The sequence below is a fragment of the Aeromonas sp. s8 genome (assembly GCF_040907785.1).
Classification (GTDB): domain Bacteria; phylum Pseudomonadota; class Gammaproteobacteria; order Enterobacterales; family Aeromonadaceae; genus Aeromonas; species Aeromonas veronii.
On sequence record NZ_JBFOCL010000047.1, the window covers coordinates 67,499 to 93,553 of the forward strand.

Annotated in this window: 23 protein-coding genes and 1 tRNA gene; 14 read left to right on the forward strand and 10 right to left on the reverse strand. The window is 58.5% G+C overall.

Annotated elements, in window-relative coordinates; translation table 11 throughout:
- The first annotated feature begins 66 nt into the window (after positions 1 to 66).
- From upp to hda, 3 genes are all read left to right on the forward strand, one after another.
- Positions 67 to 693, forward strand: a complete 627-nt coding sequence (upp, locus tag AB5Y86_RS16370; RefSeq protein ID WP_005334115.1) for a uracil phosphoribosyltransferase — start codon at positions 67 to 69, stop codon at positions 691 to 693.
- Between the two features lie 150 nt (positions 694 to 843).
- Positions 844 to 1,863, forward strand: coding sequence for a DUF2066 domain-containing protein (locus AB5Y86_RS16375; RefSeq protein ID WP_058056056.1), 1,020 nt, complete (start codon positions 844 to 846; stop codon positions 1,861 to 1,863).
- A gap of 102 nt (positions 1,864 to 1,965) precedes the next feature.
- On the forward strand, positions 1,966 to 2,667 hold the full coding sequence (gene hda / locus AB5Y86_RS16380; protein ID WP_223849291.1) for a DnaA inactivator Hda: 702 nt from the start codon (positions 1,966 to 1,968) through the stop codon (positions 2,665 to 2,667).
- Between the two features lie 106 nt (positions 2,668 to 2,773).
- Here hda and aceA read toward each other — a convergent pair whose 3' ends face one another.
- From aceA to AB5Y86_RS16400, 4 genes are all read right to left on the reverse strand, one after another.
- A complete protein-coding gene (gene aceA / locus AB5Y86_RS16385; RefSeq protein ID WP_005344572.1) occupies positions 2,774 to 4,087 on the reverse strand; it encodes an isocitrate lyase in 1,314 nt (437 codons plus the stop codon).
- A 73-nt stretch (positions 4,088 to 4,160) separates the two neighbouring features.
- Positions 4,161 to 5,768, reverse strand: a complete 1,608-nt coding sequence (gene aceB, locus AB5Y86_RS16390) for a malate synthase A (protein ID WP_368193455.1) — start codon at positions 5,766 to 5,768, stop codon at positions 4,161 to 4,163.
- A gap of 688 nt (positions 5,769 to 6,456) precedes the next feature.
- Positions 6,457 to 6,597, reverse strand: a complete 141-nt coding sequence (locus AB5Y86_RS16395) for a hypothetical protein (RefSeq protein ID WP_005334106.1) — start codon at positions 6,595 to 6,597, stop codon at positions 6,457 to 6,459.
- Positions 6,598 to 6,820: 223 nt separating this feature from the next.
- A tRNA-Pro gene (locus AB5Y86_RS16400) sits at positions 6,821 to 6,897 on the reverse strand.
- 255 nt (positions 6,898 to 7,152) lie between these two features.
- On the opposite strand from AB5Y86_RS16400, the gene tadA reads away from it, so the two are divergent.
- From tadA to AB5Y86_RS16445, 9 genes are all read left to right on the forward strand, one after another.
- Entirely contained in the window at positions 7,153 to 7,692 is a 540-nt protein-coding gene (tadA, locus tag AB5Y86_RS16405; RefSeq protein ID WP_368193457.1) for a tRNA adenosine(34) deaminase TadA, read from the forward strand.
- Between the two features lie 204 nt (positions 7,693 to 7,896).
- The gene (locus AB5Y86_RS16410) at positions 7,897 to 10,134 is read left to right on the forward strand and encodes an ABC transporter permease subunit (RefSeq protein WP_368193459.1); all 2,238 of its coding nucleotides are present in this window, start codon (positions 7,897 to 7,899) and stop codon (positions 10,132 to 10,134) included.
- 17 nt (positions 10,135 to 10,151) lie between these two features.
- Entirely contained in the window at positions 10,152 to 11,801 is a 1,650-nt protein-coding gene (gene pstA / locus AB5Y86_RS16415; RefSeq protein ID WP_368193461.1) for a phosphate ABC transporter permease PstA, read from the forward strand.
- 133 nt (positions 11,802 to 11,934) lie between these two features.
- Entirely contained in the window at positions 11,935 to 12,753 is an 819-nt protein-coding gene (pstB, locus tag AB5Y86_RS16420; protein ID WP_005334102.1) for a phosphate ABC transporter ATP-binding protein PstB, read from the forward strand.
- A gap of 85 nt (positions 12,754 to 12,838) precedes the next feature.
- The gene (gene phoU, locus AB5Y86_RS16425) at positions 12,839 to 13,549 is read left to right on the forward strand and encodes a phosphate signaling complex protein PhoU (RefSeq protein WP_005334097.1); all 711 of its coding nucleotides are present in this window, start codon (positions 12,839 to 12,841) and stop codon (positions 13,547 to 13,549) included.
- Between the two features lie 190 nt (positions 13,550 to 13,739).
- Complete coding sequence (locus AB5Y86_RS16430; RefSeq protein WP_005334094.1) at positions 13,740 to 15,059, forward strand: hemolysin family protein; 1,320 nt, start codon at positions 13,740 to 13,742, stop codon at positions 15,057 to 15,059.
- Positions 15,060 to 15,078: 19 nt separating this feature from the next.
- Positions 15,079 to 15,621: a hypothetical protein gene (locus tag AB5Y86_RS16435; RefSeq protein ID WP_021231037.1), complete on the forward strand. Its 543-nt coding sequence runs from the start codon at positions 15,079 to 15,081 to the stop codon at positions 15,619 to 15,621.
- Between the two features lie 293 nt (positions 15,622 to 15,914).
- Complete coding sequence (locus tag AB5Y86_RS16440; protein ID WP_368193462.1) at positions 15,915 to 16,817, forward strand: homocysteine S-methyltransferase family protein; 903 nt, start codon at positions 15,915 to 15,917, stop codon at positions 16,815 to 16,817.
- 9 nt (positions 16,818 to 16,826) lie between these two features.
- A complete protein-coding gene (locus tag AB5Y86_RS16445) occupies positions 16,827 to 18,242 on the forward strand; it encodes a basic amino acid/polyamine antiporter (RefSeq protein ID WP_368193464.1) in 1,416 nt (471 codons plus the stop codon).
- A gap of 111 nt (positions 18,243 to 18,353) precedes the next feature.
- On the opposite strand, the gene AB5Y86_RS16450 is transcribed toward AB5Y86_RS16445, so the two are convergent.
- A complete protein-coding gene (locus AB5Y86_RS16450) occupies positions 18,354 to 19,193 on the reverse strand; it encodes a sterol desaturase family protein (RefSeq protein WP_100654051.1) in 840 nt (279 codons plus the stop codon).
- 168 nt (positions 19,194 to 19,361) lie between these two features.
- Between AB5Y86_RS16450 and AB5Y86_RS16455 the strand changes: the two genes are divergently transcribed.
- Positions 19,362 to 20,153: an ABC transporter substrate-binding protein gene (locus AB5Y86_RS16455; RefSeq protein ID WP_005334089.1), complete on the forward strand. Its 792-nt coding sequence runs from the start codon at positions 19,362 to 19,364 to the stop codon at positions 20,151 to 20,153.
- A 107-nt stretch (positions 20,154 to 20,260) separates the two neighbouring features.
- On the opposite strand, the gene AB5Y86_RS16460 is transcribed toward AB5Y86_RS16455, so the two are convergent.
- The 4 genes from AB5Y86_RS16460 to AB5Y86_RS16475 form a co-directional block, all read right to left on the reverse strand.
- Positions 20,261 to 21,004 carry an amino acid ABC transporter ATP-binding protein gene (locus AB5Y86_RS16460; protein ID WP_279464695.1) on the reverse strand — a complete coding sequence of 248 codons (744 nt, stop codon included), beginning with the start codon at positions 21,002 to 21,004 and terminating at the stop codon, positions 20,261 to 20,263.
- The gene (locus tag AB5Y86_RS16465; protein ID WP_265324038.1) at positions 20,988 to 21,110 is read right to left on the reverse strand and encodes a hypothetical protein; all 123 of its coding nucleotides are present in this window, start codon (positions 21,108 to 21,110) and stop codon (positions 20,988 to 20,990) included. The genes AB5Y86_RS16460 and AB5Y86_RS16465 overlap by 17 nt, the downstream gene beginning before the upstream one ends.
- On the reverse strand, positions 21,094 to 22,053 hold the full coding sequence (locus tag AB5Y86_RS16470) for an amino acid ABC transporter permease (RefSeq protein WP_100654049.1): 960 nt from the start codon (positions 22,051 to 22,053) through the stop codon (positions 21,094 to 21,096). Before AB5Y86_RS16470 ends, AB5Y86_RS16465 begins: the two co-directional genes overlap by 17 nt.
- A gap of 99 nt (positions 22,054 to 22,152) precedes the next feature.
- Complete coding sequence (locus tag AB5Y86_RS16475; RefSeq protein WP_005334079.1) at positions 22,153 to 22,953, reverse strand: transporter substrate-binding domain-containing protein; 801 nt, start codon at positions 22,951 to 22,953, stop codon at positions 22,153 to 22,155.
- Positions 22,954 to 23,473: 520 nt separating this feature from the next.
- On the opposite strand from AB5Y86_RS16475, the gene AB5Y86_RS16480 reads away from it, so the two are divergent.
- Complete coding sequence (locus tag AB5Y86_RS16480; protein WP_100654048.1) at positions 23,474 to 24,607, forward strand: GGDEF domain-containing protein; 1,134 nt, start codon at positions 23,474 to 23,476, stop codon at positions 24,605 to 24,607.
- 92 nt (positions 24,608 to 24,699) lie between these two features.
- Here AB5Y86_RS16480 and AB5Y86_RS16485 read toward each other — a convergent pair whose 3' ends face one another.
- Positions 24,700 to 26,034: an MFS transporter gene (locus tag AB5Y86_RS16485; protein WP_100654047.1), complete on the reverse strand. Its 1,335-nt coding sequence runs from the start codon at positions 26,032 to 26,034 to the stop codon at positions 24,700 to 24,702.
- Positions 26,035 to 26,055 lie beyond the last annotated feature (21 nt).

Consider the following 26,055-nt stretch of genomic DNA (forward strand, 5'->3'; position numbering starts at 1 on the left):
TCTACAAGCGGTGGCTTTTGTTGTATGATTCCGCGATTTTTTTGCGGCAGGTTAGAGGAGATAATAATGAAAGTCGTTGAAGTCAAACACCCCCTGGTCAAACACAAGATCGGTCTGATGCGTGAAGGCGATATCAGCACCAAGCGTTTCCGTGAACTGGCCAAAGAAGTGGGCAGTTTGTTGACCTATGAAGCGACCTCTGACTTCGAAACCGAGAAGGTTATCATCGATGGCTGGAATGGGCCAGTAGAAGTTGACCAGATCAAAGGCAAGAAGGTAACCGTCGTACCCATCCTGCGTGCCGGCCTTGGCATGATGGATGGCGTGCTGGAGCACATGCCGAGCGCCCGCGTCAGCGTGGTCGGTATCTACCGCGATGAAGAGACCCTGCAACCGGTTCCCTATTTCGAGAAGATCGTCAGCAACATCGAAGAGCGTCTGGCGCTGGTCATCGATCCGATGCTGGCCACCGGCGGCTCCATGATCGCCACCATCGATCTGCTGAAGAAGAAAGGCTGCCAATCCATCAAGGTGCTGGTACTGGTTGCCGCGCCGGAAGGGATCAAGGCGCTGGAAGCCGCTCACCCTGACGTAGAGCTCTATTGCGCTTCTGTCGACCAGGGGCTGAACGAGAAAGGCTACATCGTGCCGGGTCTGGGCGATGCAGGCGACAAGATCTTCGGTACCAAATAAGTTTATGCCTTGACCTGCTTCCCATGTGGAAGGGGTGATCGGAGCCGGCGCATCGCCGGCTCTGCTGTTTGTGGCCGCTTGTGCCAGCCTTGCCGCAGGATGCGCCTTGCCGCTACCATAAGCACACTCTCCCATTTCGAGACTCTGTTCATGTTCAAACGTGTTGTGACCGCCCTCTGCTGCGGCTTGTCATTCATGGCCTCGGCCGCTCAGGTGACCGACCTCTATCAGGGCAAGGCCCCGACCAGTGGCGACATGGTGGCCGCTCAAGGGCAGGCACTGGGTCAGGTGCTGATCAAGGTGACCGGCAAGCGCGACATCCTCACCCAGCCGGTGGTGGTCAAAGCGCTGGCGGCCCCGGGCGACTATGTCAAAAGCTATGGCTATCAGGATCAGGACTCCGTCAAGTATCTGAAAGCCGAGTTCAAGAGTGACAAGGTCAACAGCCTGGTCTCCGAGAGCCAGTTTGCCCTGCTTGGCCCGGCGCGTCCCCAGATGGCGATCTGGCTGGTGGTGGATCAGGGTGAGCGTCGCTTGCTGGCGGATCAATCCAGCGATGGTTGGGCGCAAGCCTTGCGCGAGCAGGCCCAGACGCTGGGGCTACCCATCAGCATTCCGCTGATGGATCTCGATGACAACATGGCGGTCAGTGCCACCGACGTCTGGGGACGCTTTGCCGACCCGATTTTGCAGGCAAGCCAGCGCTATGGCGCCGAGATGGTGGTGTTGGGCAAGCTGACTCCTGAAGGTGACAAGTGGAGCATCGATTGGGGACTCTACGGCCCCAAAGCGGCCGGTGAAGTGGCCGAGCTGACCCGTGGCAATAGCACCGGCACTCAGGCCGAAGTGGCGCAAGGGTTTGCCGATACCCTGGCGGCCTGGCTGGTGAAAAACTACGGTGCCCGCATTTCGGGTCCGGCAACCAGCCAGACCCTGGTGGTGGATGGCCTCTCCGAAGTGGACAGCATGATCGCCGTGCAGAAGATGCTGCAGGGGATGGCCAACGTCAGCAAGGTGGCGATCGGCAAGCTGGAGGGGGACCAGGTCACCTTCAACTTTACCCTGCAAGGGGATCAGGCCGAGCTGGTGCGGGCGCTGCAGCTTGAGAGTCGTTTGCGCAAGGTTGACGATAATGGCAGCGGTTTGCGTTACCAATGGTCGCAGCCCTGATTTTATAAGGCTTTTGTAGATCGCCCGGCTTGCCCGGGCGGTTCTCTATCTGCCTTTGCGATGATACACTTAGCCACAAATGTCACAGTCAAAGCCCAACGAGTGAAGCAACCGGCCCAACTGTCTTTAGCCGTACAACTACCGGATGATGAAACCTTCGTCAGTTTTTATCCCGGCAACAATGCTCATCTGATCACCGCCCTCAAAAACGCGGCCATCGGTCAGGGATCACCTTTCCTCTATTTCTGGGGAGCCAAGGGATCCGGACGCTCTCATCTGCTCCACGCCACCTGTGCCGAGGTCAACGCTCGCGATGCGGCGGCTGCCTATCTTTCTCTCGATCAGTTTGAACAGCTCGACCCCAGCATGCTCGATGCCCTCGAAAGCCTGCCGCTGGTCTGCCTTGACAGCATTGAGGCGATCGCCGGCAATGCCGTTTGGGAGCGGGCGCTGTTCGATTTCTACAACCGCTGGCAGGAGAAGGGCGAGGGGACGCTGGTGGTCACCGGCTGCAGCGCGCCGCGCAAACTGGGGCTGCAACTGCCGGATCTCGCCTCGCGCCTTGACTGGGGGGTGAGTTTCCATCTCGAAGAGCTGGATGATGAAGGCAAGCTCAGTGCCCTGCAGCTGCGTGCCGAGCTGCGGGGCTTCAAATTGCCCATCGATGTGGGCCGCTTCCTGCTCAACCGACTCTCCCGCGATATGCGCACCCTGCTCACCACTCTCAATCAGCTCGACAACGCCTCATTTCGCGCCAAGCGCAAGCTGACCATTCCCTTTGTCAAAGAGATCCTCGAGCTCTGAGCCTCTCGACTGTGTGCGGTTGTGCGCCTGACTTTCGTTTGAATTACAGATAAAAAGAAACCCCGGCTTCAGGCCGGGGTTTTGCTATTTCAAGGCAGCTCTCTTATTAGTGGAACTGATCTTCTTCGGTGGAGCCGGTCAGCGCGGTGACCGAGGATTGGCCACCCTGAATGACGGTGGTCACCTTGTCGAAGTAACCGGTACCGACCTCCTGCTGGTGTGCCACGAAGGTGTAGCCACGGCTGGCGGCGGCAAATTCCGGCTCCTGCACCATCTCGACGTAGTGCTTCATCCCTTCGCCACGGGCGTACTGGTAGGCCAGCTCGTACATGTGGAACCACATGTTGTGGATACCCGCGAGGGTGATGAACTGGTACTTGTAGCCCATGTCGGAGAGCTCCTGCTGGAAGCGGGCGATGGTGGCATCGTCCAGATTCTTCTTCCAGTTGAAGCTCGGGGAGCAGTTGTAGGCCAGGATGCGATCCGGGAACTTGGCCTTGATTGCTTCGGCAAATTTACGCGCTTCGTCCAGATCCGGCTTGGCGGTTTCACACCACACCATGTCGGCGTAGGGGGCGTAAGCCAGACCGCGAGCGATGGCCTGATCGATACCGGCACGTACCTTGTAGAACCCTTCAGCAGTGCGCTCGCCAGTCAGGAAGTCTGCATCGTACGGGTCGGCGTCGGTGGTCAGCAGGTCAGCGGCGTTGGCATCGGTACGGGCGATCACCAGGGTGGTGGTGCCACATACATCGGCTGCCAGACGGGCGGCAACCAGCTTCTGCACCGCTTCCTGAGTCGGTACCAGCACCTTGCCGCCCATATGACCACACTTCTTGACTGATGCCAGCTGATCTTCGAAGTGCACGCCAGCGGCGCCCGCTTCTATCATCCCCTTCATCAGTTCGAAGGCGTTCAGCACGCCGCCGAAACCGGCTTCCGCATCCGCTACGATCGGCAAGAAGTAGTCGATAAAGCCCTCATCCTGCGGCCCAACCTTGTTGGCCCACTGGATCTGGTCGGCACGGGCGAAGGAGTTGTTGATGCGCTCCACCACGGACGGTACCGAGTTGGCCGGGTAGAGGGACTGATCCGGATACATGGTGGAGGACAAGTTGTTGTCCGCCGCCACCTGCCAGCCGGAGAGGTAGATCGCCTCGATCCCCGCCTTGGCCTGCTGTACCGCCTGACCACCGGTCAGGGCGCCGAGGCAGTTGACATAGCCTTTTTTGGCGTCGCCGTGGATCAGACCCCACAGCTTGTCGGCACCACGCTGGGCCAGGGTGTGCACCGGCTGCAAGCTGCCGCGCAGGTTTACCACATCTTCGGCGCTGTAGCCGCGCTTGATCCCTTTCCAGCGGGGGTTTTCCGCCCAGTCTTTCTCGATAGCCTGGATCTGTTGCTCACGGGTCAGTGCCATATCAGTTCCCTCTTTCATTGATTTCACGTTTCCATTGACTTGTTATTGGCGAGCCCCGCTGGGGGCCCGTGATTCAGAGCCGCTCGTAACCGGGCAGCGTCAGAAAATCGATCAGGGTGTCGGCGCAGGTGATCTCTTCCATCAGTTTGCTCGCCTCGGCAAAGCGTCCTGCCTGCCAGCGTGCTGTGCCCACCTCGGCTTTGACTACCTCCAGCTCCTCGGCCAGCATCTGGCGGAACAGCTCTTTGGTCACCACTTTGCCGTTCGACAGGCTCTTGCCGTGGCGGATCCACTGCCAGATGGAGGTACGGGAGATCTCGGCGGTGGCGGCATCTTCCATCAGACCGTAGATGGGCACGCAGCCGTTGCCGTTGATCCAGGCCTCCAGATATTGCAGGGCAACCCGGATATTTGTACGCATGCCAGCTTCGGTCCGCTCGCCCTCACAGGGCGCCAGCAGGTCGGCGGCAGTGATGGGGGCATCCTGCTCGCGCAGTACGCCGATCTGGTTCTTGGCGCCAGCCTTAATGGTGGCGTTGAACACCGCCATGGCGGTATCAGCGAGGCCAGGGTGGGCGACCCAGGTACCGTCGTGGCCGTTATTGGCTTCGCGCTCCTTGTCCGCTTTGACCTTGGCGAAGACCTGCTCGTTGACGGTCGCGTCCTTGGCCGGAATAAAGGCGGCCATGCCACCCATCGCCAGCGCACCGCGCTTGTGACAGGTCTTGATCAGCAGCCGCGAGTAGGCGGAGAGGAATGGCTTGTCCATGGTCACCACCTGGCGGTCGGGCAGAACGCGATCCGGATGGTTCTTCAAGGTTTTGATATAGCTGAAGATGTAGTCCCAGCGGCCACAGTTGAGGGCAACGATGTGATCCTTCATCTGATAGAGCAGCTCATCCATCTCGAACACGGCCGGTAGGGTTTCAATCAGCACGGTGGCCTTGATGGTGCCGCGGGGCAGGCCGAACTTGTCCTCGGTCCAGGCGAATACCTCGCTCCACCAGCGCCCCTCCAGATGGCTCTGCAGCTTGGGTACATAGAAGTAGGGGCCGGAGCCTTTGGCCAGCAGCGCCTGATAGTTGTGCAGGAAGTAGAGGGCAAAATCGAACAGGCCACCGGGGATGGGCTCGCCATCGAAGGTGACATGTTTTTCCGGCAGGTGGAGACCGCGTACCCGGCAGATGAGGACGGCCGGATTGGGGGTCAGGGTATAAGCCTTTCCTTCCGGGCTGGTGTAAGAGATGGTGCCGTTGACCGCATCGCGCAGGTTGATTTGGCCCTCGATCACCTTATTCCAGGCGGGAGCCAGTGAGTCCTCGAAGTCCGCCATGAACACCTTGACGTTGGCGTTGAGGGCGTTGATCACCATCTTGCGCTCGACCGGGCCGGTGATCTCCACACGGCGGTCTTGCAGGTCGGCAGGAATGCCGCGAATGGTCCAGTCACCTTCACGGATGTGGGCGGTTTCCGGCAGGAAGTCCGGCAGCTCGCCGCCATCGATACGGGCCTGACGTGCCACACGTTGTTTCAGCAATTCCCCTCTTTGGGGAGCAAAACGTTCCACCAGTTCGGAGACCAGAGCCACCGCGTCCGGCGTCAGAATTTGCGCGTATTCGGGCAGCATCTCGCCCTGGATGCTAAGGCGGGCGCTGCAGTGGGTCTGAGCCGGTGCCGACATAAGGTTCACTCCTTTGAGAATTACATTTTGAACTTACTAACTACGACTAAAGTCGAATCCCTGTTCCTGAAACGTTCCCGCAACAACGGGGTAACACGATTGATAAGGTGCGAAATATTGTTGAGTACGTCAACAGTTTTTTTTAAACACCTGTTTTTTGGATATGGTTAAGTTGATGTTTTTTATTGCTTTATTTGGTTGGTATAAAAGCTCTACGCAGATGGTTATGCTCCTGCTTTTTCCCATCTGACAACGGCTAGTTTGGGCCGTTACCCTGCCCCTCACCTTGTAACTTATTACGTAATAAAATTACAAATGCAAAAACAAATCCCGACCTAACTCCAGGCTTTGCCAAAACAGCCGTATAAAGCGCGTTTGAATGTGGCAATGAATGTTTTGCTAATGCTAGACCTGATTAATGAACGTGCGTTTTAAACTTGGTGTGGTGATGCAGGCTCTGTTGGCACCAGCGGTTGCGGCGATGGAAAGTGAAGCGCAATAACGTAGGTTTGTATCAGTTGTCGGGGGGAATGCCGGAGAGGGAAGGGGGAGACACATCAGTCAATAATACTGCCATTCTTGATAGAATTAGCAGTTTGTCGTTTTTTGCAGATTTCTCGCCAAGGGCCTGAAACGGAGAGCGTTGAACAGGCGATGCCCCAGTGATTGAGCGGCCATCTGGCCGGGCTCAATAGTCATCATCCGGTTCGGCCAGATCGATCACATCCAGCTGGATGACCTGTTCATTTTCGCTTTCGGTGTGGCAAGGGGTGTCGTGAGGAACGGAATAAAGCGTAATGGCGGGTGCGAAATCGGTGTTCTGGTTCATGCCTGGTCCTGTGTTGCACGCAAGCCGGACAGTGATCCCTTCACTCGTGTTTCCACCTCCCTGTGTTGTCTACCGGCGGAAAGTTGCGCATCTTAATGAGTTCGGTAAAAAGATTCAAGTGGTTCTGAGTGTTTTTTGCGCTTGATAGGCGGGGGTTGTCAGGAGGATAAATCGGAGGCAAAAAAATAGCCCAGTCGTTTGACTGGGCTATTCTCGGGGAAAATGGTCGGTGTGAGAGGATTCGAACCTCCGACCCTCTACACCCCATGCAGATGCGCTACCTGGCTGCGCTACACACCGACGGAGTCAGACTCGGCTGACGGGGAGGAAGTCTAATAGCATGGCCAAACGGGTGCAACTCCTTTTTTATCATAGAGATGCTGATTGCTTCTTTATTGCTCAGTCGGGATGCGGCTTGGGTCTGACGTGCAGATTTGGCATAATCGTCGCCCTGTCACCGCGAGCTCTCATGCCTGCTATCTATGGAATTATCTGACAGATGTGGATAGCTGGAATGCAAACAGCACAATTGAACAATATAAAGAGGGGATGGGCGTGAAACCATCAGAGGTCCCAGAGACACCGAGTCAAACCGAGCAGGACGAACAGTGGATGCGCCATGCCATGGCATTGGCCGCCCGGGCCGAAGGGATTGGCGAGATCCCGGTCGGTGCCGTACTGGTGCTGGGCGGTCAGGTGGTGGGCGAGGGGTGGAATCGCTCCATCAGCGAACACGATGCCTGTGCCCATGCCGAGGTGATGGCGATCCGGGCGGCGGGCCAGCAGCTGGCGAACTACCGGCTGCTTGACACCACTCTTTATGTGACGCTGGAGCCCTGCTGTATGTGTGCCGGTGCGCTGATCCATAGCCGAGTCAAGCGGGTGGTTTACGGCGCCCGAGATCTCAAGACCGGTGCCGCGGGGTCGGTGTTCGAGATCTTGCAGGACTCGCGCCACAACCACAGAGTCGAGCTGACCGGTGGTGTGCTGGCCGATGCCTGCTCGGCCCAGTTGTCGGCCTTCTTCAAGCGCCGCCGCACCGAGAAAAAGGCGGCCAAACTGGCGTTGCAACAATCAAACGATGCCCTTTCCTGAATCATTCGGGGGCAGCGCAGGCTGCCCTTGCTGATTGCCTTCATAAATACCCCTTTATAAACAATATATTGCGTTCATCTGCCTTCGAAAGGCTCCCCGCTCATTTTTCCGCTAACAACCGCTGTTAAAGCGGTTCCCATGTAACAAAACTGTCATGCAACCGCCATATAATGCCGCGAAGCCTAGCTTACATTGAGGTCTTGCATGTCATCGGAATCGTTAAACCTGGTCATGGCGGGCAGTAGAAAACGCCGGATCAAGGATAAATTGGCCAAATATGGCGTCACCACAGGCGGAGCCCTGGTACTGGTGGCGCTGTTGCTTATCTTCTTTTATCTGCTCTATGTGGTGAAACCCATCTTCAATGGCGCCTCCATGGAGCCTGCCACCTCGTTTACCCTGCCCGTCGCAGGGAAGACAGCCTGGCTCGGCATGGAAGAGCAGAACGAGATCGGCTTTCGCTTCAGCGATAAAGGTCAGGTCAACTTCTTCGCGCTACAAGGAGATGATAAGATCAAGGCTGGCCAGTCACTGGGCCAAGCCCAGGTTGCTGGCGACATCAGCACGGCCACAACGCCGGCGCCGGGCCAAAAGCTGATTGCCTACGGCTTTGCCGATGGCAAGGCACTGGTTGTCCAGCCTGCGTTCAAGGTCTCCTATCCCAACGATGTGCGGGTGATTGAACCCAGCCTGAAATATCCCTTCGGCGAAGAGCCTGTGGTGATCGACCCGCAAGGGAAGGCGCTGCAACGGATGGTGTTCGAAGCCACCAAGGACAAGATGGCGACCGCCGCCGTGACCGAAGATGGTCGTGGCGTGATGACTGTGATGAGCGGCGAGGAGAACTTCATCTCCGGGGAGATTGAGTGGAGCAGTGAAAACTACACGATTCCCTCTTTGCCGCGTCATGTGGATCAGATGTTGCTGACCCCCAATCTGCGGATCCTCTTTGTACGTCAGGGTAATCGTCTCTCCGTCTATGACATTCATAACCTGAGCGAGATCTCCTTGCGCAACGTGCTGGAGATCAATGCCACCAACGCCAACGTGAACCGGGTCGAGCTGCTGGCAGGCGCTTCTTCGTTGCTGGTAGGTAATGACAACGGCGTCATCTCCCAGTGGTTTGAAGTGGCAAAGGATGGCAAACGTCAGTTCACCCAGATCCGTGATTTCAAGGGTGATGGCGCTGTGGATCTGTTGACTCCCGAGCACTTTCGCAAAGGCTTCATCAGTGCCGACAAGGACGGCATCATCAGCTTCTTCCACGCCACCGGCGAGACCAAGCTGCTGACCGAGACCGTAGAGGGGGGGGAGCTTTCTGCCCTGGCCATCTCTCCACGCCACAATGCACTGTTGATGCAGCAAGGCGACACCTTCAAGTTGTTTACGGTTGAGAATGATCACCCCGAAGTGACCTGGTCTGCCCTCTGGCAAAAGGTATGGTACGAAGGGTATCCGGAGCCCCAGTATGTGTGGCAATCCACCTCCGCCAGCAACGACTTTGAAGCCAAGCTGAGTCTGGTACCCCTTTCGTTTGGTACTCTCAAAGCCGCTTTTTATGCGCTGTTGTTTGCTGTACCACTCGGGATTGCCGGTGCCATCTATACCGCCTACTTCATGTCTCCGGGGATGCGCAAGTTTGTTAAACCGACCATCGAGATCATGGAGGCATTGCCAACCGTCATCCTCGGTTTCCTGGCTGGTTTGTGGCTTGCTCCCATCGTGGAAGATTACCTGCCGGGCATTTTCATGATGTTGGTGATGTTGCCGATGGGGATGCTGCTTGCAGCTCTGCTATGGCATCTGTTGCCTGACACTCTCAAGCAAAGTGTGCCTGAGGGCAGTCAAGCCGTCTTGCTGATCCCTGTCGTTATTCTGATTGGCTGGATGGCTCTTACTCTCAGTCCTGTCGTCGAAAATGCGTTTTTCGGTGGTGATACCCGTAGCTGGCTCACCAATGTAATGGGGATCAAATTTGACCAGCGCAACTCTCTGGTGGTCGGTATCGCCATGGGCTTTGCGGTCATCCCCACCATCTTCTCCATCGCTGAGGATGCGGTCTTCTCGGTGCCCAAGCATCTGACCCAGGGCTCGCTGGCGCTGGGGGCCACCCCGTGGCAGACCCTGAGCCGGGTGGTGATCCTCACCGCCAGCCCGGGCATCTTCTCTGCGGTGATGATGGGCCTTGGCCGCGCCGTGGGCGAGACCATGATCGTGCTGATGGCTACCGGCAACACCCCCATCATGGACTTCTCCATGTTCCAGGGGCTGCGTACCCTCGCCGCCAACATTGCGGTGGAGATGCCGGAGTCGGAAGTGGGCAGCTCCCACTATCGAGTACTGTTCCTCGCGGCCTTCGTACTGTTTGTGTTCACCTTTTTCTTCAACACCCTGGCCGAGTTTGTCCGCCAGCGGTTGCGTGAAAAATACAGCTCCATGTAACGGGCAAGGAATCGACAATGGGTAAGTGGTTTAAATCAGGGGCCCCCTGGATCTGGATGACAGGCGGTGCCGTCAGCCTGAGCCTGGTAGCGGTACTGGGTCTGTTGTTGCTGATCGGCTGGCGTGGTCTGGTCTACTTCTGGCCCCACCCTATCTATGAGTGGCAGCTGGAAGACGCCAGCGGTAACAAGAGTGTGTTGGTTGGTGAAATCAATGACAGTGAGCTGGTGCCGGTTGAACGCCTGCGAGCCGCAGGATTGCCATTGGCAGGTGAAGAACGTGAGGTGTTGACCCGTTATCTGGTCAAGACCGGTAACCGCGAGTTCGTTGACCTCGATTTTCGCTGGGTTCTGGAGACTGATATCAAGTCTCAGGCTCTTCCTGTCGAGATGGCAATGATCGAGCGTACTACCAACGGCAACTTCTATGGCTATGTGGTAGAGGCCAAGGAAGATGGCGTCGTGCATGAGCAAGATTTGCACAAAGTGCTCAAGCGGATGCTGGCTCGAAGCAACGGTTTGTCTGAACAAGCCAATGAGTTGCAAAAAGGCCCCATTGGCGCCATCAACTACCAATTAGAGAAGTTGCGCCTCAAGGAACGTAAAGCAGAGCTCGAAAATGAGCTGAACGATCAGCTCAAAGTGGAGCTGGCCAGTGAGCGTCAGGCCCTCAACGATCGTTATCAGGTGCTGGAAAAAGAGCTCTTCTCTCTGCGTAGCCAAGCCGATCGCGATGCCATCACAGTCCGGGATATGCGTGGCGAGCTGGTGACCATGCCGATGTCCAAGGTACTGGACGTGGTATGGCCCAACGACATGAGCCTGTTGGCCAAGGTGGGTCACTGGTTCCACCAGATTGGCAAGTTTGTTTCCGGTGAGCCTCGCGAAGCCAACACCGAGGGCGGGGTGTTCCCGGCCATCTTCGGTACCGTCTTCATGGTTATCCTGATGGCGATCATTGTGACCCCGCTGGGGGTGGTGGCTGCGGTTTATCTGCACGAGTATGCGGGCAAGAACAGTCTGACCAAGCTTATCCGCATTGCGGTGATCAACTTGGCGGGCGTGCCCTCCATCGTTTACGGCGTGTTTGGTCTGGGCTTCTTCGTCTACACGCTCGGTGGCTCGCTGGATCAGCTGTTCTACCCGGAAGCGCTGCCGAGCCCGACCTTTGGCTCACCCGGCGTGATCTGGTCGGCGCTGACCTTGGCTATCCTGACCCTGCCGGTGGTGATTGTCTCCACCGAAGAGGGGCTGGCACGGATCCCGAGCACCATCCGTCAGGGCTCGCTGGCACTGGGCGCGACCCAGGCCGAGACCCTGTGGCGCATCGTGCTGCCGATGGCGAGCCCTGCCATCATGACCGGCCTTATTCTGGCGATTGCCCGTGCAGCCGGTGAAGTGGCGCCGCTGATGCTGGTGGGGGTGGTAAAACTGGCACCGACCCTGCCGATGGATGGCAACTTCCCGTATCTGCATGTGGAGCGCAAGTTCATGCACCTGGGCTTCCACATCTATGACGTCGGCTTCCAGAGCCCCAACGTTGAGGCTGCCCGCCCGCTGGTCTACGCCACCTCCTTCCTGCTGGTGACGGTGATCGTGGGTCTGAACCTGACCGCTATCGGTATTCGTAACCACTTGCGCGAGAAATTCCGGTCGCTGGAGCATTAATCCGGCGCCGCTTGAGTGATACAAGAGTGAGATAACAGAGGGGCGGCCGAGCGCGAGCCGCCATCTCTCTGCACCAATACGTGAGGGGCGCCGGCAGCTGTCCGGCCACTCCAGATAGATTTTGAGGTAACAGATGATCAACGTAACGACCACGTCTACCCAGCACACCGCGCTGGACCTGCTCAACCTGACCCCGGAGCAGACCGCGCTGGAGGTGAAGGATCTCAACCTGTACTACGGCAGCAAACAGGCGCTGTTCAACGTCAACATGAAGATCCCCAAAGGGCAGGTGACCGCCTTTATCGGCCCGTCAGGCTGTGGCAAATCGACCCTGCTGCGCTGCATCAACCGGATGAACGATCTGGTGGAGATCTGCCGCATCGAGGGAGAAATCCAACTGCACGGCCATAACATCTATGACAAGAGCGTCGATGTTTCCGCCCTGCGCCGTCAGGTGGGCATGGTGTTCCAGCGCCCGAACCCGTTCCCCAAGTCCATCTACGAGAACGTGGTCTATGGTCTGCGCCTGCAGGGGATCAACGATCGTCGCACTCTGGATGAAGCGGCCGAGCGCTCCCTGCGTGGTGCGGCCCTGTGGGACGAGGTGAAGGATCGTCTGCATGACAACGCCTTTGGTCTCTCCGGTGGTCAGCAGCAGCGTCTGGTGATTGCCCGCGCCATCGCCATTGAGCCGGAAGTGTTGCTGCTCGATGAGCCGACCTCGGCGCTCGACCCCATCTCCACCCTCACCATCGAGGAGCTGATCAACGAGCTCAAGAGCCAGTTCACCGTGGTGATCGTGACCCACAACATGCAACAGGCTGCGCGAGTGTCGGATCAGACCGCCTTCATGTATATGGGTGAGCTTATCGAGTACTCGGATACCAACACCATTTTCACCACCCCGGCCAAGAAAAAGACCGAAGATTACATTACCGGTCGTTACGGCTAAGGAGAGGAGAGGATGAATCTCAGCAAACAGATTGGCAGTCGGTTCAACGGCTAAGGCATAATCGGAGCAATCAAGGATTATTTGTATGGACAATATGAACCTCAATAAACACATCTCCGGTCAGTTCAATGCCGAGCTAGAGAGCGTGCGCAACCAGGTGCTGGTGATGGGCGGTCTGGTGGAGCAGCAGCTCACCGACGCCATCGCGGCGATCCACGATCAGGATCTCGATGCGGCGCGCAAGATCGTGGCCAACGACCACAAGGTCAACGCGATGGAAGTGGCGATCGACGAGGAGTGCACCCGCATCATCGCCAAGCGTCAGCCGACAGCCTCCGACCTGCGACTGGTGATGGCCATCATCAAGACCATCACCGATCTGGAGCGCATTGGCGATGTGGCTGACAAGATCGCCCGCATGCTGACCGACAACGCCAACAAGCCGCAGCCGCCGCTGGTGTCGCTGGAGAACATGGGCCGTCGTACCATCAAGATGCTGCACGATGTACTCGACGCTTTCGCCCGCATGGATCTGGATGCGGCGCTGGCGGTCTACAAGGAAGATGACAAGGTAGACCGTGAGTACGAGTCCATCATCCGTGAGCTGATGACCTATATGATGGAAGATCCCCGCACCATCCCCCAGGTACTCAACGTCCTGTGGGCGGCGCGGGCCATCGAGCGGGTCGGCGATCGCTGCCAGCACATCTGCGAGTACATCGTCTACTACGTGAAAGGCAAGGATGTGCGCCACACCAAGGCGGATGATCTGGGCACCCTGCTGGGCAAGGGCTAACCGGAAGTGAATAAAAAGGCGCGTGAAGCGCCTTTTTTGTTGCATAACTGGTCGGAGTAAGATAAAGCCCCCAACTGGCTGTTTTCTGATAGAATACTCCCCCTGTGTGAGTCCCGGATGGGCTCACGGTCCGGTCTCCCGGGCCCAGTTTGCCGTCTTGTGCTAAGGCGGGTGTAGCAATAGGTTAATCATGAGTTTTGCCGATAGTTTGTTCTTTTTAATGCTGCTGGTTGGCGGCAGTGTGTTCTTCTCCCTCTCCGAGATCTCTCTCGCCGCGTCTCGCAAAATCAAATTGCAGGTGATGGCGGATGAAGGTAATCGCCAGGCCGAAAAGGTGCTGGCCCTGCAGGCCCAGCCGGGCAACTTTTTCACCGTGGTGCAGATTGGCCTCAATACCGTCGCCATTCTGGGCGGTATCCTGGGTGAGTCTGCCCTCAACCCCGCCATCAAGGGGATTGTCTCCCAGTTCTACCAAGGGCCCTGGCTTGGCGAGATCAGCTCCGGTGCCTCCTTCGTGTTCGTCACCGGCATGTTTATCCTGATCGCCGATCTGATGCCCAAACGTCTGGCCATGACCATGCCCGAGCAGATTGCCGTGGTGGTGGTGCGCCCCATGCTCTTCTTCGTCACCGTGCTGATGCCGCTGGTGTGGGTCTTCAACGGATTGGCCAACTCCCTGTTCCGTCTGATGCGCGTCTCCACGGTGCGTAACGACGAGATCACCTCCGACGATATCTATGCGGTGATGGATGCCGGTGCCGAGGCGGGGGTTATCCAGCGCGAGGAGCATCAGCTCATCGAGAACGTGTTCGAGTTGCAGTCCCTTGGTGTCACCTCCGCCATGACGGCTCGCGAGAGCCTTATCTACTTCACCCTGCAAGAGAGTGAAGAGAGCATCAAGGCGAAGATCGCCGAACATCCCCACAACAAGTTTCTGGTCTGTGACCACAACCTCGACAGCATCAAGGGCTTTGTCGATGCCAAAGAGCTGCTGATCCGCGTTATCGGCGGCCAGAGCATCGACCTTATCGGTGGCAACCTGGTGCAGAACGTCATCATCATCCCCGATACCCTGAACCTCTATGAGGCGATGGAGTACTTCAAGAATCATCGTGGCGACTTTGCCGTGGTGATGAACGAGTACGCGCTGGTGGTGGGGATTGTCACCATGAACGACCTGATGAGCACCGTCATGGGCGAGTGGGCGACCCACGTGGTGGAAGAGCAGATCGTCCAGCGCGACGAGAACTCCTGGCTGGTGGACGGGGTCACCCCCATCTCCGACGTGATGCGCGCCTTCGATATCGAAGAGTTCCCCGAGAACCAGAACTACGAGACCATCGCCGGCTTTATCATGTATATGCTGCGCAAGATCCCCAAGCGCACTGACTCGGTCAAATACGCCGGTTACAAGTTCGAAGTGGTGGATATCGACAGTTACAAGATTGATCAGCTGCTGGTTACCCGGGTCGAACCGGCTGTGGCCGAGAAGCCAGCTCAGGAATCGTAAAAGGAGCGACATAAGAGTCATGAAGATGCAGTCTCATTCCCGTGCGCTGGCCTGTGTCGCGCTCGCCCTGGCACTGGGTGCCTGTAGTCAGAGCGCGCCGCGCAAAGCCACAGTGGCAGCCAAGCCGGTAACCCCCAAGCCTGCCGTGGTCGTGCCGCAGCCGGATCCCGATGCGGTGGTACAAAGCGGCATGGCAGAGCCGAGCCCGGTCTTTGATGAGCAGTATCATGGCCCGGATCAGGGGTCGCTGGAGTCGGTGACCGCCTTGTTTGCCCGTGGTTACATCGAGTCCGCCATGCGCGAGACCATGCTGGCGGCGGTGCACAACGACTATCCGCTGCTCGGCATGCGGGATGTGCGGTTGACCGATCCGGTCTCCAAATTCCTCACTTCCGAGCATGCGGCCACCACGGCCCATGACTACCTCTATGCGGGTGTACAGCGTCGCCTCGGTCGTCCGCTCAGCCCTGCCCAGTGGGAGCAGGTCTGGCGCGGTTTGCCGCAGCAGGGTCGGGTCTCCGACTGGGTCAAACAGATTAAGCGAGTGCTGGCCGGGCGTTAAGTTACCAGCGGATCAAGATTGTGATGAGGCCACCTTAGGGTGGCCTCTTGCATTTCTGCGTTTGCCTCGCCGTTTGCACGCTGATTTCTGCTGATACTGATTGCCGCCCGTGGCGCTTTGCTTTATCTTGTTTTGGCCATCTAAACATCCATATGTTTTTATGGCCGCATAATAAAAGGGCTTCCCAAGATGAAGCTGGACGATCTGCAGCGATTCGATGTGAAGCCGCAGATCAACAAAACAAACAGATAAATACGCAAATAAACAACGCATATAACAAAGAGACTCGACAGATGGAAACCAGGGAATTGTGGGTGCTGGATGGGGGCATGGGGCGCGAGTTGGCAAGGCGGGGGGCACCGTTTCGTCAGCCCGAATGGTCGGCGCTGGCCTTGATGGAGGCGCCAGAGACGGTGCGTGACGTGCATCAGGCCTATGTGGCGAGCGGTGCCAGGGTCATTACTACCAATAGCTATGCGCTGGTGCCGTTTCATATCGGCGATGAGCGTTTCTTTGCCGAAGGGGAGGGGCTGGCAGCGCTGGCTGGGCAACTGGCCTGCGAGGTGGCTGACGAGCAGAAGGGTGCCGTGCAGGTAGCGGGTTCTCTGCCGCCGCTCTTTGGCTCCTACCGTGCCGACCTGTTCAAGGCGGACCGGGTGAGCGAGCTGGCGACACCGCTTATCCGGGCGCTATCCCCTTATGTGGATATCTGGTTGGCCGAGACCATGAGCCTGATTGCCGAGCCACTGGCCCTGAAAGCGCTGTTGCCTGACGATGGCAAGCCGTTCTGGGTCTCCTTCACGCTGGAAGATGAGGCGCCGGGCAACGAGCCGCGACTGCGCTCCGGCGAGCGGGTGGCCGATGCGGTGACCACGTTAGTAGCGGCCGGGGTCGATGCCATCCTGTTCAACTGCTGTCAGCCCGAGGTGATCGAGGGGGCGCTCAAAGTGGCCGGTGACGCTTTGCAAGAGCAGGGCCGCACCGATATTCGCCTCGGCGCCTATGCCAACGCCTTCCCGCCGCAACCCAAAGAGGCCACCGCCAATGATGGGTTGGACGAGATCCGCGCCGATCTGGGGCCGCTGGATTACCTTGGCTGGGCAGAGCGCTGGCGCGCGGCCGGTGCGAACTTGATCGGCGGTTGCTGCGGCATCGGCCCCGAGCATATTCAGGCGCTGAGCAGCCGGTTGCGCTAAGGAGCTTCCATGAAAGAGAGCAAGATTGGGCTCTGGTCCCTCACCGCGCTGGTGTTCAGCTCCATGGTGGGGGCGGGGATCTTCAGCCTGCCCCAGAACATGGCCGAGGTGGCAGGCGCCCGCGCCGTGCTGATCGGCTGGGGCGTGACGGGGGTGGGCATCCTGGCGCTCGCCATGAGTTTTCTCTATCTGTCGCGACTCAGGCCGGATCTCGACGGCGGCATCTACAGCTACGCCCGCGCCGGTTTTGGCGATCTGGTGGGCTTCTTCTCCGCCTGGGGCTACTGGCTCTGCGCCACCATCGGCGTGGTGGGTTATCTGGTCATCGCCTTTGCGGCGCTGGGCAGCTTTGTCGATACGCCGGAGCAGGTCTGGTTTGGTGACGGCAATACCCTGGCGGCCTTCATCGGCGAGTCTTGCATCCTCTGGGCGGTGCACCTGCTGGTGGCCCGTGGCGTGCAGCAGGCGGCGCTGTTCAATCTGGTGGCGACTCTGGCCAAGAGCCTGCCGCTGCTGTTGTTTATCCTGTTTGCCTGTTACTGGTTCGATCCGGTCACCTTCGCGGCGGATCAGCAGGGCAGTAGCCTGGCGGTGCCGGTTTCCGAGCAGGTGCGCAACACCATGCTCATCACCCTCTGGGTCTTCACCGGTATCGAGGGGGCAGCGGTGCTGTCGGCCCGCGCCCGAAACCGGCGGGATGTGGGCACGGCCACCGTGCTTGGGGTGCTATTGGCGCTGCTGCTCTATGTGCTTATCTCGGTGCTGGCGCTCGGAATATTGAGTCGGCCCGAGCTCGCAGCGCTGCCCAACCCCTCCATGGCAGGGTTGATGGCCCAGATGACCGGCTCCTGGGGCAAGCTGCTCATCAGCGTCGGCCTTATCGTCTCTGTGCTCGCCTCCTACGTGAGCTGGACCCTCTTCTCGGCGGAGGTGCCCTTCAGCGCAGCCCGCCACGGCGCGTTTCCCGCCATCTTCCGGCGCCAGAACCGCAATGGGACGCCTATCGCATCGCTCTGGCTCACCAGCCTGACGGTGCAGACTTGCCTGCTGCTGGTGTGGCTGCTCGGCAAGGGCTACACCAGCCTGCTGCTTATCTCTACCTCGATGATTTTGGTGCCCTACCTGCTGATCGGGCTGTTCTTGCTCAAGCTCTCGTTCAGCAAGAAGGGTGAGGGCGGGCATGGCCGCGGTCTGATACGGGCGGTGGCGCTGGTGTCGAGCGGTTACGGCTTCTGGCTGCTCCATGCCGCCGGGGTGGAGTATCTGCTGCTCTCCTTGCTGCTCTACGGTCCGGGTCTGCTGCTGTTTCTCTACAGCCGTCGTCAGCTGGGCGCAGATCTTTGCCTGAGTGGTCGCGAGCGGCTGTTGGCCGGAGTGACCTTGCTGAGCCTTATCCCCGCCGTCTGGTCGTTTGCCCATCTCTGATATCGAAGATATGACTGACCATAAAAGAGAGCGCCGCCGTGGCGCTCTCTTGTTATCAGGGACTGGTTATCAGGGGCTTGCTATCCGGGAGTTGTGACCTGGGGAGAAGGCTTAGCGGCTGGCAGGTCCGGCCGGTTTGCCAAACAGCACTGCGAGCTTTTGTCGCCAGGGTAGGCCACGGGCGTCACGCAGCATGTCGCGCCACTCGTGGAAGGTGAGAGTGAGGGGGTTGAAGCTGTGGATAGGCTTGGTGATGCCAAAGCGACATGGCTCGGCCGGGTCTTCTTCCACAAAGGTGCCGAACAGCCGATCCCAGATGATCAGCACGCCGGCAAAGTTGCGGTCTATGTACTTGGCGTTGCTGGCGTGATGCACCCTGTGGTGGGAGGGGGTGTTGAAGATCCACTCAAGCCAGCCGAGCTTGTCCACCACCTGGGTGTGGACGAAAAACTGGAAGCCCAGACTCAGCATCACGGTGGCGACCACCGCCTCGGGCGGGAAGCCGATGACAATCATCGGGATCCAGAACAGCCACATGCCGGAGATCGGGTACATCAGGCTCTGGCGAAAGGCGGTGGAGAGATTGAGCCGCTCCGAGCTGTGATGCACCACATGGGAGGCCCACAGCCAGCGCACATGGTGGCTGGTGAAGTGGAACAGCCAGTAACAGAGATCCTGCAACAGGAACAGCAGTAGCACACTCCAGAAGGTGAGCTCGATATCGAACAGTCGCCAGCCCCAGAGGGTGTCATACAGATAAGCAATGGCGATGGCCGCCAGCGCATCGCCCCCTTGGTGCATCAGGGCCAGGGCTGCGTTGGCGAACAGATCCCGCCACTGGTAGGTGGCGGTGGGAAAGGCGGCGCCATGTTTGCGCAGGTAGAGCATCTCCCAGCCGATAAAGGCCAGAAAAACCGGGGAGAGGTAGAGCAAAAGCAGTTGCACATCCATATGCGGCCATCCATTCAGAGCAATTGCTCTCCAGCATAAAGGATGGCTTTAATATTTCATTAACATTTTTCTGCCAACGAAGAGATGGCATGAAATATGGCGCGGCAGCAGAGGAAGGCGCGGCGGATGGCTATGCTTGATGCGGGCTTTTTCAGGAGGTGCTGGCTTATGCGCGTCTGGTGTTGCTTGTTGCTGGGGTTGTGCATGATGGCGCACGCCAAGACCCGGGTCGAGATCCTGGCGGATGCCGCCTATCCCCCCTACTCCTGGCAGGAGGGGGAGGAGGTCAGGGGGATCTATGCAGACATCATCCGCGAGGTGACCTCTGCCATGCCTGACTATGAGGTGGTGCTCAAGCCCATGCCGTGGCGGCGCGGTCTGAGCATGGTGGAACAGGGGACCGCCTTCGCCATTTTTCCACCCTACTACATGCCCGACACCCGCCCTTACATGTGGCCCTACTCCCAGCCGATGCTGGATGAAGAGCTGGTGGTGATGTGCGGCGCCAGTGTGGCGGCCAATACCCCGCAGGCCAGGTTTCCGCTCGACTATCACGGTTTGCGCTTTGGCATGAACGCCGGTTTTGCCGTCGGCGGCGATGCCTTCTGGCAGGCGGTAAAAGAGAAGCAGATCGACGTGGAGGAGGTGAAAAGCAATCGGGAGAACCTGCTCAAGATTGTCCGCGGCCGGGTCGATTGCACCATCAATGATCGCCTCTCCCTGCTCTATGAGTTGCTCAACATGATAAAGGCCGATCAGCTGGCGGTGGCCGATATGTCCCTGCTCAAACAGGGGCCGGTGCTCAGCAAGGAGCAGGGGTTTCTCGGCTACAGCCGCAAGGGGGAGTACCCCTACAAACAGGCCTTTATCGACCAGTTTGACAAGGAGCTCTATCAGCTCAAAAAACGTGACGGGGTGAAAGTGATCGTGGAGCGCTATCTGGGAAAGTCCCCGCGCTGAGCCGATGAGATGGGCACTCGGGTTCAGCTGGGTTGAGTCTGCTCAGCGTGACACACAAGAAGAGGGACCTTGCGGTCCCTCTTCGTTTATCCAGCAGAGCGTGTTGGCTACAGCACCTGACTCAGGAACTGGCGCAGACGCGGGGAGGGGGGATTGTCGAAGAAGTCGGCCGGTTTTTCATCTACCAGCAGTTCGCCACTCTCCATAAAGAGCACCCGATCCGCTACCTCGCGGGCAAAGCCCATCTCGTGGGTCACCACCACCATGGTCATCCCTTCGCGGGCGAGTCCCTTCATCACATCCAGCACTTCCCCCACCATCTCGGGGTCCAGCGCACTGGTGGGCTCGTCAAACAGCATGATGCGCGGCTGCATGGCGAGTGCCCGGGCAATGGCCACCCGCTGTTGCTGACCGCCGGAGAGCTGGGAGGGATAGCTGGCCGCTTTCACCGACAGCCCCACTTTCAGCAGCAGCGCCTTGGCTCTGTCTTCGGCCTCACGGCGCGACAGGCCACGCACCTTCTGCGGAGCGAGGCAGATATTATCCAGCACCGTCAGGTGGGGAAAGAGGTTGAAGGACTGGAACACCATGCCCACCTCTTCCCGCAGCTTGTTGACATCGCCCGGCTCGGTCAGGCAGATACCGTCGACCACGATATTGCCGTCGTTGATGGTCTCCAGCTGGTTGAGGGTGCGCAGGAAGGTGGATTTGCCCGAGCCGCTGGGGCCGACGATCACCACCACTTCCCCTTCGGCGACCTGGGTGCTGACCTTTTTCAAGGCGTGCACTTCGCTGCCGTAGAACTTCTCTACGCCGGTCGCTTTGATGATGGGATCAGTTGCTGCGCGCATATTTCACCTCCAGAAAACGAACCGGGAAGGCGAAGGGGGTGTCGGTGATGGCTGCACTTCTCGACACCTGTGGCACCTTGATGATGGGATCAGTTGCTACGTGCATATTTCACCTCGAGACGGCGTACCAGGAAAGAGAGGGTGCCGGTGAGCACCAGATAGAGCAGGGCCACGGTGAACCATACCTCGAACGGGCTGAAGGTGGAGCTCACCACCTCGCGCCCCGCCTTGGTCAGATCGGTGATGGAGATAACCGAGACCAGCGAGGAGTCCTTGATCAGGTTGATGAACTGGCCCGCCAGCGGTGGCAGCACCCGCTTGAACGCTTGCGGCAGGATGACGTAGCGCATGGTCTGGGCGGAGGTCATACCCAGGCTGCGGCCCGCCTCCATCTGCCCCTTGTGGATGGAGCTGATACCGGCGCGGACGATCTCCGCCACATAGGCCCCGGTAAAGACGGCCAGCGCGGCGACCCCGGCGGTGAAGCGGTCGAGGTTCAGCACGGTGCCGATAAAGAAGTAGACGATGAAGATCTGCACTAGCAGCGGCGTGCCGCGGATCAGCTCCACATAGGTGACCGCCAGATTGCGCAGGGCCGGATTGGGGGAAAGACGCGCCAGCCCGGCCAGGGTGCCGAGCAGGATGGCGAAGATGCCTGCTACCAGCGAGAGCTTGACGGTGACCCAGACGCCCCAGGCGATGGGGCCTGCGGTCCAGCTCAGTTGGGTGTCGAGGGTATCGCCACGAAAAACGGTATCCCCTTCGGCGACTTGTATGCCGGTGCTGGCGATGGTTTGCCGCACATTGGGGTCGAGATCGTCTTGCAGGAACAGCTTGCCCTTCTCGGCCTCGCTGGTACCTGCCATCACGGTGCCGTCAAATTCGGCGACATTCTTCTGCTCCGCCTGATAGGCGATGTATTGGGGAATGCGTTCCCAGCGCCAGGTGTAATCCACTGACTGGACAGCCTTATAGATGCCGAATACGGCAACCAGCAGCATCAGCAGGAAAACCCCATGCCAGAGTAGCTGATTGGGCTGTTTTTCCATCTGTCTTGTCGGTTTGGGTGTGTGCACAGTCACAACCTCTTCTCGTTATTGTGTGGGGAGCTGCGTGGTGCAGGGGCGGCATGTGCCGCCCCCCGGAGGTTATTTGAGCTGGTTCAGCCAGGCGTTGGATTCGAACCATTTCTTGTAGAGACGGTCGTAGCTGCCATCGCCCTTGATCTGGCGCAGGTAGTTGTTAAACCAGTTGAGGGTGTCCTGATCCCCTTTGCGGATGGCCCAGGCCAGCGGTTCGAAGGTGAACGGCTTGTCGAGGTGCACCACGGCGCCCTGATTCTGGGAGGCGAAAATAGCGTTGTAGGGCAGGTCATAGACGAACGCATCGACCTTGCCGTTGATCACTTCCAGCTTGGCGTCATCCTGGGTTTCAAACTGCAGCAGGGTAGCTTTGGGGATCAGGCGCTTGACTGCCTGCTCGCCGGTGGTGCCGAGCTTGACCGCGATCTTGTATTTCGGGTCGTTGAGGTCGGTGAAGGATTTGATTTCGCCCGCCTTCTCTTTGCGCAGGACGATGGTCTGACCGACCACGATGTAAGGATCGGCGAAGTTGACTCGCAGGTTGCGCTGGGGAGTGACGGTCATGCCGCCCATGATGACGTCGAACTTGTTGGTCAGCAGCGCCGGAATGATGCCATCCCAGGCGGTGTTGACGAACTCGACCTTCACGCCCATCTCTTTGGCGACCATCTTGGCGAGATCCACATCAAAGCCGATGTATTGGCCCTGCTTGTTGGTCATCTCGAAGGGTTGATAGCCGGCGTCGAAGCCGACTCGCAGCACGCCGCGTTCGAGCACGGCATCCAGGGTGGAGGTGGGGGCAGGGGTCGGGGCCGCCGTGGCGATCCCGCAAAACAGCAGGGTAGAAAGAATCAGTTTTTTGATCATAAGTGACGTCTCTGTCGGTGGTGTGTTCGGCCTTGAACCTGATCCCGTGCGACTCCGTGGCACAAGAGACTGCTGCATCCGGCAACAGGCAAGACAGGATGAATGTCTTGAGCGGGACAAAAGCCCCATATGAGATGCTATGAATAGTGGTTGAGTGAAAAATGTACCAAAAACCGATTGTGTCAGAAGACTCAACAGGTTAGAGACATTTATTGCTCATGGCTTCATTCATAAAATCACACGAAAACAACATATCTATCTAATTGAGTGGGTTCAAGCCCAAATTATCCCCAAGACATTTTGTTACAAAGCCTGGGTGCCGCTTGCGACTCTCATTGAGTTATTGGGCTCCGTAAGAGGCTTTTTGTGGGGCTGATACGAATACGCATTGGTGGGATATCACACGCATTGCTCTGTTTGTCAGCAAACGAACGGGCTTTATTGTGAAAACCATCAAGTCGCACTGGGTCTTGGCAAACGCTTCTCATATACTCAGTTACCCTCTCTGCATGGCTTTGGTATGGACGCCTCACTACTGCTTAAGCTGGATATTTTTACCTTGATGATCATGGCCTTGTGTGGCTATTGTCTCGGTTTCCTCACTCTCACCATCATTCGCGTTACCCACAACGATATTCCCGGCGTCGGGGTCTGGTGGTGGTCCAGTCTGTTTGCCATGCTGGGTCAGGCGGGATTTGCCAGTCTGCTGCTGACACCCACCCCCTATGGCTCCTGGGTGGGCAATGTCTTCCTGATTTTTCATGTGTCGTTATTGCTGGTCGCCCAACGCTGTTTCTTCCGGCAATCGCCGGGCTGGCCTGTCTGCTGGGGATTCATCCTGCTGTTTGCCGCCGTCATGACCTGGTCGGTCGCCATCGATGGCCGGATTGCGGTACGGGTGATGATCAGCAGCGCCACCTTCCTCATGCTCAGTACGCTCATCATCTGGCAGCTCTGGCGTCACGGTCGACCCGATTATCAGGTGGCGGTCTGGGTGCTGATTGGCCTCAATCTGGTGCTGATCGCCATGACCCTGATGCGGATGTTTACCGTGTGGGGCGAGGTGATCGAAAGCCCGTTCCAGCGTCAGCTGTTCAACGTGTTGCCCTATGTTTCCATGCTGGTGGGTAGCTCCATGCTCACCTTCGGGGTGCTGCTGCTCTGCAACCAGCACCGGGCGCTGGAACTGCGCTATCAGGCCAGTCATGATCCGTTGACCGGCTTGTTCAATCGCCGTGGTTTTATGGAGCGTCTGGCCCGGGGACGCCCTGCACAGCAGGGGGCGCTGGCGGTGCTCGATCTGGATGACTTCAAGCAGATCAACGATCGGCATGGCCATGAGGTGGGGGATCGGGTGCTGGAGCGGGTCGGGTTGGCACTGCGCGAGCTGGAGGGAGTATTGGCCAGTCGCTTTGGGGGCGAGGAGTTTGTGCTGTTGTTTCGCCATGCCACCGCAGAGGAGGCGATTGCCCGTTGTCAGTCACTGCGGGTTCAGCTTGCGGCCAGCGAGGTCGAGGGGATCCATATCACCGTCAGCATGGGTATTGCTCACTGGCAGGGGGAGTGGCACTTTGACAGCCTGTTCAGCCGTGCGGATGACGCTCTCTATCGGGCCAAGCGGGAAGGAAAGAACCGGGTCTGTCAGGCTGCCTGATGCAGGAATAGGTTCAGGAATAAAATCAGGGTGCGGTGATCCGCGCCCTGTTTGTTTCTGTTTGCCGGATATAGCTTGTCAGCTGCCACCCGCTACTCTGCATTCGTTTGAGGGGTTCTCGGTGCCTGCGCCTTGAGAAAGGGGAGCAGCAGCAGGGCCGAGATGCCCGCCGCCACCGAGATCACCACGAAGAAGCCGTTCCAGTGCCAGATCTCCATCACCTTGGCCAGCGGATAGCCTGACAGCGCCGCCCCCATGTAGGCAAAGAGACCGACAAAGCCGGTGGCCGCCCCCGCCGAATTTTTGTGGGAGCACTCCGCCGCCGCCATGCCGATCAGCATCTGGGGGCCAAACACGAAAAAGCCGATAGTGAAGAAGCAGGCCGCCTGCATCACGTAGCTGAAGAAGGGCATCAGCCAGAGCGAGCCCACCGCCAGCAGGATCCCCACCGCAAAGATGAGGTTCATCGGGCCACGGTTGCCGTTGAACAGCTTGTCCGATCCCCAGCCCGCCACCAGCGCACCGATAAAGCCCCCCACCTCGAACATGGAGATGGCCGAGTTGGCGCTCATCAGATTGAAGCCGCGCTGCTCGGTCATATAGAGATTGCCCCAGTCATTGATGGCGGTGCGCACCACATAGACCAGCACGTAACAGCAGGCGAGCAGCCAGATATAGGGGTTGCCCAGCACATATTTGCGCAGGATCTGGCGATGGGAGAGCCCCGCATCCTGGGTCTGCTGGGCCAGCTCCATGGCGTCCTTGCGCCACTCGCCCACCGTTGGCAATCCCATGGCACTCGGGGTATCCCGCAGCCGCCAGCAAAGGAACAATCCCGCGATGATGGCGATAAGGCCGGGCACTATCATGCCGTAGCGCCAGCCATGTTGCAGGGCGATGGTGCTGACGATAAGAGGGATGAGCGCGCCGCCGACGTTGTGGGCGGTGTTCCAGGCCGACCACCAGACCCCGCGCTCGGTGCGCGAATACCAGCTGGTAAGCAGCTTGGAGCAGGGGGGCCAGCCCCAGCCCTGGAAGAAGGCGTTGGCGACCCAGAGGGCGGCAAACATCCAGAGTGCCGACGAGAGGCCGAACAGTATGTTGATAACGCCGGTGGCCATCAGCCCGACACCCATAAAGTAGCGCGGGTTGGCGCGGTCACTGATGATGCCGGAGAAGAACTTGGAGCAGCCGTAGGTGATGTAGAACAGGGTCCAGAGCATGCCGATATCGGACTTGTCCAGCATGCCGCTCGCCAGCATGTCAGGCATGGCGAAGTTGAAACTCTTGCGGGTGAAGTAGAAGACCGCGTAGCCCAGATACATGGTCAGCAGCAGGTGCAGCCGCCAGTGGCGATAGGTGGTGTCGATCTCGGCCTGATCCCGGATAAGGGGCCTGGGCGGCGCGCTTCTCATAAAACTCAGCACAGGCAGGCCCTCTGGTGGTGA